This window comes from Inquilinus limosus MP06 (assembly GCF_000767795.1).
Taxonomy (GTDB): domain Bacteria; phylum Pseudomonadota; class Alphaproteobacteria; order DSM-16000; family Inquilinaceae; genus Inquilinus; species Inquilinus limosus_E.
Map to the genome: position 1 here is coordinate 1 of NZ_JANX01000142.1, position 11,900 is coordinate 11,900.

Below are 11,900 nucleotides of genomic sequence, written 5' to 3' on the forward strand. Positions count from 1 at the left end.
GGGTCAGCCCGGGCGCCAGGCGCTTCGACAGGCTGTCGACCACGATCACATGGTCCGGCGCCAGCGTCGCCAGCGGCGCCTCGCCGGCCAGGAAGCTGAACACCCGGTCCTCGACCGCCACCAGGTCGAGCCGCTGCAGGAGCGCTGCCAGATCCGCCCGCCGGCCCGGCGACATCGACAAGCCGAGCGGGTTGTGCAGCACCGGCTGCAGATAGACGCCGCGCAGCGGGGCGGCGTGGTGCGCGGCCTCCAGCGCATCCGGCCGCAGCCCTTCGGCATCCATCGCGATCGGCACCAGGGCGATGCCCAGCCGGGCGGCGATGCCCTTGATCACCGGATAGGTCAGCGCCTCGACCCCGACCCGGCCGCCGACCGGTGCCAAGGCCGACAGCGCCGCCGCGATCGCCTGCCGGCCATTGCCGGTGAACAGCACCCTCGCCGGCTCCGACGACCATCCGGCCTGCACCAGGAAGGACGACGCTACCGCCTGCGCCGCCTGGGTGCCCGCCGCCGGCACCGCCCGCAAGGCCAGGCCCAGCGCGTCCGGCCGCATCAGCGCCTGCAGCCCCTGCGCCAGGGCGGCCGGCTGGCCGGGCAGGATCGGGAAGCTGGATTCGAGGTTGATCGGCGCCTGCCACGGCTCGGCCAGCACCGAGGCCGGCACCGCCTCCATGGCCCGGACGAAGGTGCCGCGCCCGACCTCCCCCGACACCAGGCCGCGCCGGGTCAGCTCGGCATAGACCCGGGCGGCGGTGGAGGCGGCGATGCCGCGGCGATAGGCGAAGTCGCGCTGCGGCGGAAGCCGGTCGCCCGGCCGCAATTGCCCCGAGGCGATCTCGCCGGCAACGGCATCGGCAATGCGGCGGAAATCTTCCAGCATGCTAAATTGCTCCGAGTGCAATACTATGATTGCACCGACATCATGCTCGGATCAATCTCTGAATGCAATCCCGCAATTGCCGCTCCAGGGCGCAGTGCCCCGCCGGCCGCGGGCCATCAGGAGACCTCCCATGTCGACGCGCGTTGTCGAGCGCCGCGTTTCCCGCTCCGCCCTGTCCCGCCCCGTGGCCTTCGCCGGCTGGCGCCAGGTCTTCGGCCTGTGGCTGCGGCGCGCGCGAACCCGACGCCAGCTCGATGCGCTGACCGACCATGAGCTGCGCGATCTCGGCCTCGACCGCGGCGCCGCCCTGCGCGAGGCGGCGAAGCCGTTCTGGCGGGGCTGAGCCTCGCCCAGGTGCGGAACACGGCCCGGCAGGGTATGGTGGGCCGTAAGCCCCCTGCCCTGCCGGAGCCATGACGGACATCTCGGCCGACACCCTGCTGCAGACGGAGACCGTCGCGATCCGCGACGTCGCCTGCGGCGGCGCGTGCCGGCACCGCAGCGCCGAGGAATGCGCGGCGGCCACCCATCTGGTCTTCCCCTATCGCGGCGTGTTCGTCCGCCATCTCGGCAGCGACGACGCGGTGGGCGAGGCCAACCAGGTGCTGTTCTTCAACCCGGATGAAGGCTACCGCATCAGCCATCCGGTCGAGGGCGGCGATTCCTGCCTGGACGTGGTGGTCGATGACGCGCTGCTGCGCGAGCTGGCGCCGCCGGAGCTGCTGCGGGACGGCGCGGCGACGGCGTTCCGCCCGCAGCGGCTGCGGATCGACGCGCGCAGCCAGGCGCTGGTGGCGCTGCTGCGGCACAGCCTGAGGCGCGAGGCCGCCGAGACGCTGGAGGCCGAGACCCTGGCCCTGACCCTGGTGCGCCGCGCCATCGGTGAGCGCACCTCGCACCAGGCCGAGGCCAGCCGCGGCCTGCAGAAGCTGGTCGACCGGGCCAAGCTGGCGCTGTCCGCCGACCTGGCGCGGCGCTGGACCCTGGCCGAGATCGCGGCCGAGGTCGGCGTCTCCCCGGTCTACCTGACCCAGGTGTTCCGGCAGGTCGAGGGCCTGCCGCTGTACCGCTACCAGCTGCGCCTGCGGCTGGCGCGGGCGCTGGACCTGCTGGGCCGGTACGACGACCTGACGGCCCTCGGCCTCGACCTCGGCTTCTCCAGCCACAGCCATTTCAGCGCAGCCTTCCGCCAGGCCTATGGCCGCACCCCGGCGGAGTTCCAGCGCTCGGTCCGGCTGCGCTGACCCATCCGCCGCAAGTCCCTAAAGAATCCGACAGCGGGCCTGCCGCCCGGAATGCTCCCCTGTCCTCAGCCGGATCCCCGGCGAAATAGGAGACATGCGATGAGCGAGAGAACCTGCGCGGCCTGCGACTGCGAGCTGGATGCCGAGACGATCAAGGTGACGATCGGCGGCCAGACGGTGGAGGTGTGCTGCGAGGATTGCGCCCGGGCGCTGCGCGAGGCCGACGCCTCGACCGCAGGCGGAGAGTGACCGATGCGCTCCCTGGAAAAACGCCGCGTCGACACGCCGTCGGCCCGCGTCGCCTATACGGAGACGGGCGCCGGGCCGGCAGCCCTGTTCGTCCACGGCGTGCTGCTGAACGGCCATCTGTGGCGGCACCAGCTGGCGCAGCTGTCGGACATCCGCCGCTGCATCGCCGTCGACCTGCTGGCCCATGGCGACACCGAGATCGCGCCCGGCCAGGACGTGTCGGTGACCGCCAATGCCACGATGCTGGGCGAATTCCTCGACGCGCTCGGCATCGGGCAGGCCGACCTGGTCGGCAATGACAGCGGCGGCGGCATCGCCCAGATCTTCGCGGCCAACAATCCCGAACGGGTGCGCAGCCTGGCCCTGACCGACTGCGACGCCCATGACAACTGGCCGCCGGAGGCGTTCAAGCCGTTCCTGGCCATGGCCGCTTCCGGCGGCCTGCGCGGCGCGCTGGACGCGATGCTGGCGGACAAGGCCGTCTACCGCTCACCCGAGGCCCTCGGCCCGGCCTATGAGCATCCGGAGCGGGTGACGGACGAGGATATCGAGACCTATCTGCGGCCGCTGGTCAGGAGCGAGCAGCGCACCGACGACTTCCGACGCTTCCTGGCCGCCTTCGACGCCCGGCACACGCTGGCGATCGAAGACCGGCTGCGGCGCCTCAATGCGCCGACGCTAATCGTCTGGGGCACCGACGACGTCTATTTCGACATCCAGTGGTCGCACTGGCTGGCCGAGGCGATCCCCGGCACCCGCCGGCGGGTGGAGCTGAAGGGCGCGCGCCTGTTCTTCCCCGAGGAGCGCGCGGTCGAGCTCAACCAGGAGCTGCGCGCGCATTGGGGCCTGCGCCGCTAGCCGGCCCCGCCCGCAGCCCTTCCCCTCACAGGAGAGACATCATGTCGACCACCGCCATCGAGCGGCGGACCGTTGCCGCTCGCCCCGGCCTCGCCGGGATCCTGATGCGCCTGGTCACGGCCTGGCTGCGCCGGTCGCGCACCCGGCCGCGTCTGTGGACGCTGAGCGACCACGAGCTGCGCGACCTCGGCCTGGAACGCTGCGCCGCCGACCGCGAGTCGCTGAAGCCGTTCTGGCGGGGGTGAGCATGCGCGTGGCCTCTCCTGCAATCGGGATCTGTCAGAACACCAGACATCGTCATTGCGAGCGCAGCGAAGCAATCCATGCAGCCGTCCGAGCGGGACCATGGATTGCTTCGTCGGCTTCGCCTCCTCGCAATGACGGTGAGGGATGGCGGCCGCTCACTCCACCGGAGTCTGCGCGGCGACCGCCGGCCTCATCGCCTCGGCTGGCAGCACCACCACCGGCGCCGCCCCGGACCCGGCCGCCCCGCCGCCGAGCTGGACGTTGGGGACCGCGCCGGTCCAGTTCTTGGTCGCCTCGGCCCGCAGGATCTCGGCATAGGCCTCGGCAGAGCCGGCCGCCTTGGCCTTGGTCGAGATCACCTCGGCCTCGGCCGCGCCGACCTCGCGCTTGGCGCCGGCCTCGGCCTCCGCCCGCTTCGAGACGTCATAGGCCGCAGCGTCGGCCGCCAGGCGCACCGACTGGGCCTGCGCCTCGGCCTGGGCGATGGCGACGCGCTTCTGGCCGTCCGCCGTCGCCGCCGCGGCGTCGGCCTCGCCCTTGGCGACGGCCACGGCCTGCTCGGCCTCGGTCTGCTTCACCTTGAGGATGTTGATCGCCGCGAGCTGCTGGTTGCGGGTCTGCACCGTGACCTGGATGTTCCGCTCGAAGTTCTCGTCATACTTGATCTGGGTGATCTGGATGTCCTCGACCTTGACGCCGAACATGTCGGCGGCCTGGGCCTGGATAGCAGTCAGGATCGAGTTCTCCAGCCCCTTCTTCTTGTCGGCGATCTCCAGCGCATTGACCTGGCCGAAAACGTCGAGCGTGCGGCTCTGCACGAAGGGGATCACCTTCTCGCTGACCGTGCCGCCGCCCATGTCGCCAACCTGGAACAGCGCCTTGAGCGGGTCGGAGAAGTGGTAGGTCAGGCTCATGTCGATCGATACGAACTGGTTGTCGATCGTCTTCACGTGGATTTCCGGGATCGGGATCTTCTCGATCGAGGTGCGGATGGTGTGGACCGAGTCGACGACCGGCAGCTTGAAGTGCAGGCCCGGCTGCACCGGCTGGTCGCTGACCAGCCGGCCGAAGCGCAGCACCGCGCCGACCTCGTTCTGGTTGACCGTGAAATAGGACGACATCACCAGGATGACCGCGACCGCCAGCACGACGACGAGGGTGACGTTCGACCTGAGTTTCGCGAGCAGGGGATTCATGGCAGCTCCGGTGTCCGGACGCCGCCGCTCCGGCCCGTTGCGGTCGGATGCCGCAGCGGCGCCCGGCCGGGAGACTAGGAGCCGCACTGGGACAAAATCATGGCGGCCGCATGAATTCCCATGTCGCCCCGGTGCGGGGATCGGGCGGACACGAAAAGGGCCCCGCCTCGATCCGAGGCGGGGCCCGATTGGCGGCCGGCGGTCAGCGTTCGACCGTCAGCCAGCGGCTGAGATGGTTGTCGAGGACATTGTCCTGCCACCCCTTCACCGCCGGCGAGAGCATGCGCTTGCTGGTGTAGACATAGATCGGGATGATCGGCTGGTCGGCCAGGAACATCTGCTCGCCCTTGGCCAGGATCTGGCCGCGCTTGCCGAGATCGGCCTCCGCCGCCGCGTCGTCCATCAGCTTGTCATAGCCCGGCTCGGCATAGCCCGGATAGTTCTGCTCGCCGGCCGTGCTGCGGAACAGGTCGAGGAAGTTGCTGGGATCGTCGAAATCGCCGATCCAGGAGGTGCGGCTGAAGTCCTTGTACTCCTTCTTCCGCAGCGAGCTCTGCAGCGTGCCCCATTCGACGTTGGTCTGCGTCACCTCGACCCCGAGCTTCTGCTTCCACATGGCGCCGATGGCGACGGCGATCTTCTTGTGGCTTTCCGAGGTGTTGTAGGTGATATCGACCGCCAGCGGCTTGTCCGGGCCGTAGCCGGCCTTGGCGAACAGCTCCTTGGCCTCGGCGTCGCGCTGGGCCTGGGTCTCCCCCGCCTCCTTCGGCGTCCAGGCGGCGAAGTTGCTCATCCCCGGCGGCACGAAGGTGTAGGCCGGCAGCTCCCCGCCCTGGGTGATCTTGTTCACCAGCACGTCGCGGTCGATCGCCAGCGACAGGGCGCGGCGCAGCTCCGGATGGCTCTTCCAGGGTTCGTGCGTCAGGTTGATCGCATAGTAGTAGGTGCCGATATAGGGCGCGATCCGCACCTGGTCCGGCACGGTCTGCTTCAGCTCGGGGATCTGCTGGCCCGGGATGGTGTAGGTGTAGTCCAGCTCGCCCGCCTTGAAGCGCTGCAGCTCGGCGTCGACATCCTCGGTCACGAAGTAGCGGACGGTGTCGATCTTGACGCTGGCGGCATCGTGGAAGCTGGGGTTCTTCACCAGCTTCACATGCGATTGCGGCACCGCCTCGGCCAGCATGTAGGCGCCGTTCGACACCAGGTTGCCCGGCTTGAGGTAATCGTCGCCGAACTTCTCGACATTGGCGCGGCTGAGCGGGAAGGTCGAATGGTGGGTCAGGGTCGACAGGAAATACGGCGTCGGCCCGACCAGCGAGACCTCGAGCGTGCGGTCGTCGACCGCCTTGACCCCGAGCGTGCCGGCCGGCTTGTGGCCCAGGCGGATCTCCCTGGCGTTGACCACCCGGTCGATGAAAAAGCCGTAGGGGCTGGCCGTCTTCGGGTCCAAGAGCCGCTTCCAGGCGAAGACGAAGTCGCCCGCCGTCACTGGCGTGCCGTCGGACCATTTGCCGTCGGCGCGCAGCTTGAAGGTGTAGGTCTTGCCGTCGTCGGAGACCGTCCAGCTCTCGGCCGCGCCGGGGATCGGCTGCGCCTTGGCGTCCTGGGTCAGCAGGCCCTCGAACAGGTCGTTCTGGATGTTCGCCTCGGCGACGCCGGACGATTTCTGGATGTCGAGCGTCTCCGGCTCCGAGCTGTTGCCGACATTCAGCACCATCTCGGCCAACGCGGCCGACGCCGTCCCGCCCAGCAGCGCCGCCGCCAGCAGGCTGCGGACGAGAACCCTGGAGAAGCCTTGCATTGAGTCGCCCCCTGTTGTGGCTGCCTGTTTTTTCGGGCGCCAAGGCTATGGCCTATACCACCGGCGCGCCCCTGCCAAAAAGGAGGAAGGTCTTAACCTGGAGTCATGATCCGCCGGCCCGCGCCGGGCGCCGATTGCGGCCCCGCCGCGCCTGGGCTAACCAGGACGGAGCAAGGAGGAGTCCCCGAGAATGACCGACAGCCCCGCCGGCGCCCTGGCCGGCCTCAAGGTGCTCGACCTGACCCGCGTGCTGGCCGGCCCCAGCGCCACCCAGATCCTGGGCGACCTCGGCGCCGACGTGGTCAAGGTGGAGCGGCCGGGCGTCGGCGACGACACGCGGAAATGGGGCCCGCCCTTCCTGAAGGACGCCGAGGGCGCCGACACGACCGAGAGCGCCTATTATCTCAGCGCCAACCGCAACAAGCGGTCGATCGCCATCGACTTCACCCGGGACGAAGGCCGCGCCCTGCTGCGCCGGCTGGTGGCCGAGGCCGACGTGCTGGTCGAGAACTACAAGCTGGGCGACCTGGCCCGCTACGGCTTCGGCTATGACGATCTGAAGGACGAGTTCCCGGGGCTGATCTACTGCTCGATCACCGGCTTCGGCCAGACCGGGCCCTACGCCCCGCGCGCCGGCTACGACTACCTGGTCCAGGCGATGGGCGGGATCATGAGCCTGACCGGCCCGATCGACGGCGAGCCGATGAAGGTCGGCGTCGCCATCGCCGACCTGATGACCGGAACCTATGCCACGATCGGCATCCTCGCCGCGCTCGACCACCGTCGTCGCACCGGGCGCGGCCAGATGGTCGACATGGCGCTCCTGGACACCCAGGTGGCCTGGCTGTCCAACGCCGGCCAGTACTACCTGACCTCGGGCGTGCCGACGCCGCGCACCGGCAACGGCCACCCGACCATCGTGCCCTACCAGGCGTTCCGGGCATCGGACGAGTACCTGATCCTGGCGGTCGGCAACGATTCCCAGTTCGCCAGGTTCTGCGAGGTCGCCGGCCGGCCCGACCTGCCGACCGATCCGCGCTTCGCCACCAACCAGGCCCGGGTGCGCAACCGCGAGGTGCTGGTGCCGATCGTCGCCGGGCTGATCGCCGAGAAGCCGCGCGGCCACTGGCTCGGGGCGTTGGAGGCGCGGCAGGTGCCGTGCGGCCCGATCAACACCATCGACCAGGTCTTCGCCGACCCGCAGGTCGTGGCGCGCGGGATGCGGATCGAGATGGCGCATCCGCTGGCGACCGACCCGGTCGCCCTGATCGGCAGCCCGATCCGGCTGTCGGAGACGCCGGTCAGCTATCGCCACGCCCCGCCGGTGTGCGGCGCCGACGGCGACGCGGTGCTGCGCGACTGGCTCGGCGAACCGGAATCCGGTTTCGGGCGTTAATAGGGGGAACTGAGCCTGGCGTCACCGCCGGCGAGGTGCACGCACCCGCGATCGGGATGCGTCGCGCCAATGGTCCTGCCGTGGCTGGCGCCGACAGAACGGAGCAGAGACATGGTCAAGACTGTCCATGCGGCGTCCGCCGCCACCCTGGCTGCGTTGCTGGTCGCAGCGCCGGCCATGGCCCAGACCGTGATCGTGCCGTCGCCGGCCCCGACGGTGGTCGCGCCCGCGCCGGCGCCCACCGTCGTGCAACCGGCACCGGCGGTCGTCGCCCCGCGGCCGGCGCCCGTGATCGCCGAGCCGACGACGGCCTATCCGATCGACCCGAACACCCGGGTGCAGCAGCCCTATGTCATGCAGGGCGGGGTGCAGCCCTATAACCCGCCGGTCACGGCGATGCCGAGCGGGCCGGCCCCGGCCGATCCGCGTGAATACGCCACCGACACGCCGATCACCGTGACCGGCCATGTCGACGGCGTCACCCATCTGGGCGGCATCACCTCGTTCCGCCTGCAGACCCCGACCGAGGCCTGGACCGTGGTGGTGCCGTCCGGCGAGACCGGCGCCATCGGGCGCTCGGCGACCGTGACCGGCTATCCGCATGTCGAGGTGCGGAACCAGCTGCTGGCGCAGAGCGTCTCGACCCGTTGAGACGGGGTTCCAGTCCGGAAAACGGACAAAAAAGAACCCCGGCGTCGAGGCCCGACGCCGGGGTTTCATGAACGATCGCTGGAAGGGGGAGAGAAGCGATCAGTTCACGGGGTTGGACGACGGCGCGGCCGTCGTCGAGCTCGCCTTCCGGTGGGCATGCTTCTTGGCATGCTTCGCGGTATGCGCACGATGGTGCGCAGTGTGATGGGTCGCCTTGTGGGCGGTCGCCGCCGGCGCGGCGGTGGTGGTGTCCGCCGTGCCCGAGGTCTGGGCGAAAGCCGCGACGGGCAGGGCCAGGGTCATGATGCCGGCGAGAAGAAGTTTACGCATAGTCGAGCGCTCCCGGGAGCCGTGTCTTAACGGCACATCCGACAGTGCCGCACGGCCAAAGAAGGCCATGAATCGGGGTGCCGCGGCATCTTAACTCTTGGTAAGGCGCCTGAACTCTTCGTAAACTTGCAGCCTCGGCTGCATCGCCCCGGCCTTGCCTTGCGACGCCGGATGCGGCGTCGCCGCGGTCGACAGGCGGCCCGTCCCTTCCCTATCGTCCACAGGCAGGCCGCAGCGCCGTTCGGCTGCCGCCGCCGACCACGAAGGGGCCGATCATGACCAGCTTCGATTCCGACATTCTGAGCCTGCGCCACGCCGCCGACCTGACCCGGCGCAGCTTCGCCATGACCTCGCTGATCGCGGGCTTCGCACTGGCCACCCGGCCGGTCTCCGCCGCGGCCATCACCACCGACACCGAGGGGCTGGAGGCCGGCGAGGTGCAGGTTCCGGTCAAGGACGGCCAGATCCCGGCCTATCGCGCCAGGCCGAAGGCCGGCGGCCCGGCGCCGGTGATCCTGGTGGTGCAGGAGATCTTCGGCGTGCACGAGCACATCAAGGACATCTGCCGCCGCCTGGCCAAGATCGGCTACTACGCGATCGCGACCGAGCTCTATGCCCGGCAGGGCGACGCCAGCCGGATCGCCGACATCAACCAGCTGATCTCGACCATCGTCTCGAAGGTGCCGGACGCGCAGGTCATGTCCGACCTCGACGCCACCGCCGCCTTCGCCGCCGGCGACGGGGGCGACGCCGGCCGGCTGGGCATCACCGGCTTCTGCTGGGGCGGCCGCATCGTCTGGCTGTATGCCGAGCACAACCCGAAGCTGAAGGCTGCCGTCGCCTGGTACGGCAAGCTGGTCGGCGACCCGACGCCGCTGCAGCCGAAGAACCCGATCGACCTGGTGGCCGACCTGCACGCCCCGGTGCTGGGCCTGTATGGCGGCGCCGACACCGGCATCCCGGTCGAGACCACGAAGCAGATGGCGGCGGCGGCCAAGGCGGCCGGCAAGACCGTCGAATTCGTGGTCTATCCGGACACGCCGCACGCCTTCAACGCCGATTATCGCCCGAGCTACCGCCAGGGCCCGGCCGAGGACGGCTGGAAGCGGCTGCAGGCCTGGTTCCGCGCGCACGGGCTCTGATCCCGGCCCCGGAAGGCCCGGCCGGCCGCCGGGCCTCACCATTTCCTTATCGAAATTCGATAAATCCTTATTGACCATCGATAAGGTCCACCGCATAGTATCGAAGTGATTCGACTGGGGTGAGTCCTGTCCATGAACCGCGTCGCGCGCCTCAGCAGCGTGCTCCGTCTTGCCGTCACGGTCCTGGCCTGGCTCATCCTGCTGGCGACGATCCCGTTCCTGATCTGGGTCGTCCTGTACGGCAAGGCCGACCTCTCGGACGGGGTCGATGCCCCGGTATCATCGCTGCCGCTGCTGCCAGTGGTGCTGTTCGTGGCGCTGTACGCGCTGCGGTCGTTGCTGATGGTGGTGGCGCTGTTTTCGCTGCGCCGGATCCTGATCCATTTCGGGCACGGCCAGTTCTTCACCCGGGATTGCGTCATCGTTTTCCGGCAGATCGGCCTGCAGCTGGTCATGCTGGCGGCGGTCGACGTGCTGACCCCGATCGTCACCGCCTTGGCGCTGTGGGCCACCGAGCCGCGCTTCGACCCGTCGGATATCTGGATCCTGTTGACCGATCTGCCCTTCATGCCGTTGGTGGGAGGCCTGTTCGCCCTGATCATGGCCCATGTCCTCGGACAGGCGGCCGATCTGGCCGAAGACGCAGCCCTGACGGTATAGCCGGATGCCCATCATCGTGCGCCTCGACGTCGTTCTGGCACAGCGGAAGATGAGCTTGACGGACCTGTCCAACGCGGTCGGGGTCAGCATCCCCAACCTGTCGATCCTGAAGACCGGAAAGGCGCGGGCGATCCGGTTTTCCACCCTGATGGCGCTGTGCCGGCACCTGGAGTGCCAGCCCGGCGACCTGCTGGAATATGTGCCAGGCCCGGGGGACGACGCCCCCGAGCCGCCCGATTAGACCACCCCGCCCGCGGGCGGATTTTCCGACACCTACCCGACGATCGACCCAGCGAGGATCCGATGATGTCCCGCAGCGCCCGTGCCTTGCCTGCCGCCGCCCTTCTCGCCTTCGGGCTGCCGCAAGGCTCCGCCGGCGCCGAGCCCGATGCCGGCCTCGCCGGCTCCAGCTTCATCGTCGGCCTCGGCGCCGGCGCCGGCTTCGCCCCGACCTATGAGGGATCGAAGCGCTATGAGTTCGTGCCGGTGCCCGCGGTCAGCCTGTCCTGGAACGACACGCTGGTGATCGACAACACCACGGCGCGGGTGACGGTGATCCGCACGCCCTGGCTGCAGGCAGGCCCCCTGGCCGCCTGGCGCCCGGGGCGCCAGCAGGATGACGACCACCGGCTGAAGGGCCTCGGCGACATCGATGACGCCTTCGACCTCGGCGCCTTCGCCCGGATCGGCTTCGGCGGCTGGTCGGCCTCGGTCTCGGCCCGGCAGGACGTGATCGACAGAGGCGGCGCGCTGGTCAATCTCGAGACCGGATACCAGCTGCCGCTGTCCGAGACCTTCAGCCTGTCCGTCGGCGCCGACGCGACCTGGGCCAGCGACGACTACATGTCGGCCAATTTCGGCGTCACCCGCCATCAGGCCCGGCGCAGCAAGTACGACGCGTTCGATGCCGGAGCCGGCTTCAAGAATGCCGGCCTGTCGCTGGGCGCCAGCTACGCCCTGAGCGAACGCTGGTCGCTGAACGCCGTCACCGGCTACGAGCGCCTGCTGGGCGACGCCGCCCGCAGCCCGATCGTCAAGCGGGACGGCACGGCGGACCAGGCCTACGGCTTCGTCACCGTCACCTATCGCTTCGGCCTGTAGCGCCGAGGCTCAGCAAGGGAGTTCGGATGCGATGATCCTTCGAGCCTGCCTTGTCCTCCTGCACCGTCTGGCCCGCGGCCTGGCGCGGCTGACCGGCCGCGACCGGCGTCAGGTCCGGATCGTGCGCCTGCTGCCGCACGGTGCCC

15 protein-coding genes are annotated in these 11,900 nt (G+C 69.6%); 11 read left to right on the top strand and 4 right to left on the bottom strand.

What is annotated here, in order from left to right:
• On the bottom strand, positions 1-880 hold an 880-nt coding region (locus tag P409_RS13485), incomplete at its 3' end, for an aminotransferase class I/II-fold pyridoxal phosphate-dependent enzyme (protein ID WP_052120555.1).
• 130 nt (positions 881-1,010) lie between these two features.
• Here P409_RS13485 and P409_RS13490 point away from each other — a divergent pair.
• The 5 genes from P409_RS13490 (at position 1,011) to P409_RS13505 (ending at position 3,476) form a co-directional block, all read left to right on the top strand.
• The gene (locus P409_RS13490; protein WP_034837141.1) at positions 1,011-1,223 is read left to right on the top strand and encodes a DUF1127 domain-containing protein; all 213 of its coding nucleotides are present in this window, start codon (positions 1,011-1,013) and stop codon (positions 1,221-1,223) included.
• Between the two features lie 70 nt (positions 1,224-1,293).
• Entirely contained in the window at positions 1,294-2,124 is an 831-nt protein-coding gene (locus tag P409_RS13495; protein WP_034837146.1) for a helix-turn-helix transcriptional regulator, read from the top strand.
• A 99-nt stretch (positions 2,125-2,223) separates the two neighbouring features.
• Positions 2,224-2,373, top strand: a complete 150-nt coding sequence (locus P409_RS40105) for a hypothetical protein (RefSeq protein WP_179221847.1) — start codon at positions 2,224-2,226, stop codon at positions 2,371-2,373.
• A gap of 3 nt (positions 2,374-2,376) precedes the next feature.
• Complete coding sequence (locus P409_RS13500) at positions 2,377-3,231, top strand: alpha/beta fold hydrolase (protein WP_034837149.1); 855 nt, start codon at positions 2,377-2,379, stop codon at positions 3,229-3,231.
• A 41-nt stretch (positions 3,232-3,272) separates the two neighbouring features.
• The gene (locus P409_RS13505; RefSeq protein WP_034837154.1) at positions 3,273-3,476 is read left to right on the top strand and encodes a DUF1127 domain-containing protein; all 204 of its coding nucleotides are present in this window, start codon (positions 3,273-3,275) and stop codon (positions 3,474-3,476) included.
• Between the two features lie 156 nt (positions 3,477-3,632).
• On the opposite strand, the gene P409_RS13510 is transcribed toward P409_RS13505, so the two are convergent.
• Positions 3,633-4,673 (bottom strand): SPFH domain-containing protein, encoded by a 1,041-nt coding sequence (locus P409_RS13510; RefSeq protein ID WP_034837158.1) that lies wholly within the window; start codon positions 4,671-4,673, stop codon positions 3,633-3,635.
• A gap of 202 nt (positions 4,674-4,875) precedes the next feature.
• A complete protein-coding gene (locus P409_RS13515) occupies positions 4,876-6,474 on the bottom strand; it encodes a peptide ABC transporter substrate-binding protein (RefSeq protein WP_034837162.1) in 1,599 nt (532 codons plus the stop codon).
• A 190-nt stretch (positions 6,475-6,664) separates the two neighbouring features.
• On the opposite strand from P409_RS13515, the gene P409_RS13520 reads away from it, so the two are divergent.
• A complete protein-coding gene (locus tag P409_RS13520) occupies positions 6,665-7,870 on the top strand; it encodes a CaiB/BaiF CoA transferase family protein (protein ID WP_034837166.1) in 1,206 nt (401 codons plus the stop codon).
• Positions 7,871-7,981: 111 nt separating this feature from the next.
• Positions 7,982-8,521, top strand: a complete 540-nt coding sequence (locus P409_RS13525) for a hypothetical protein (protein WP_034837171.1) — start codon at positions 7,982-7,984, stop codon at positions 8,519-8,521.
• A gap of 99 nt (positions 8,522-8,620) precedes the next feature.
• Here the strand turns inward: P409_RS13525 and P409_RS13530 are convergent, their stop codons facing one another.
• Positions 8,621-8,851, bottom strand: a complete 231-nt coding sequence (locus P409_RS13530; protein ID WP_034837176.1) for a hypothetical protein — start codon at positions 8,849-8,851, stop codon at positions 8,621-8,623.
• Between the two features lie 275 nt (positions 8,852-9,126).
• Between P409_RS13530 and P409_RS13535 the strand changes: the two genes are divergently transcribed.
• The 4 genes from P409_RS13535 to P409_RS13550 all read left to right on the top strand — a co-directional run bounded on the left by P409_RS13535 (position 9,127) and on the right by P409_RS13550 (position 11,754).
• The gene (locus tag P409_RS13535) at positions 9,127-9,993 is read left to right on the top strand and encodes a dienelactone hydrolase family protein (RefSeq protein ID WP_034837179.1); all 867 of its coding nucleotides are present in this window, start codon (positions 9,127-9,129) and stop codon (positions 9,991-9,993) included.
• Between the two features lie 132 nt (positions 9,994-10,125).
• The gene (locus P409_RS13540) at positions 10,126-10,653 is read left to right on the top strand and encodes a DUF2975 domain-containing protein (RefSeq protein ID WP_034837182.1); all 528 of its coding nucleotides are present in this window, start codon (positions 10,126-10,128) and stop codon (positions 10,651-10,653) included.
• A gap of 4 nt (positions 10,654-10,657) precedes the next feature.
• A complete protein-coding gene (locus P409_RS13545; protein WP_034837186.1) occupies positions 10,658-10,894 on the top strand; it encodes a helix-turn-helix domain-containing protein in 237 nt (78 codons plus the stop codon).
• A 65-nt stretch (positions 10,895-10,959) separates the two neighbouring features.
• Positions 10,960-11,754, top strand: a complete 795-nt coding sequence (locus tag P409_RS13550; RefSeq protein WP_238578679.1) for a MipA/OmpV family protein — start codon at positions 10,960-10,962, stop codon at positions 11,752-11,754.
• The last annotated feature ends 146 nt before the right edge of the window (positions 11,755-11,900 follow it).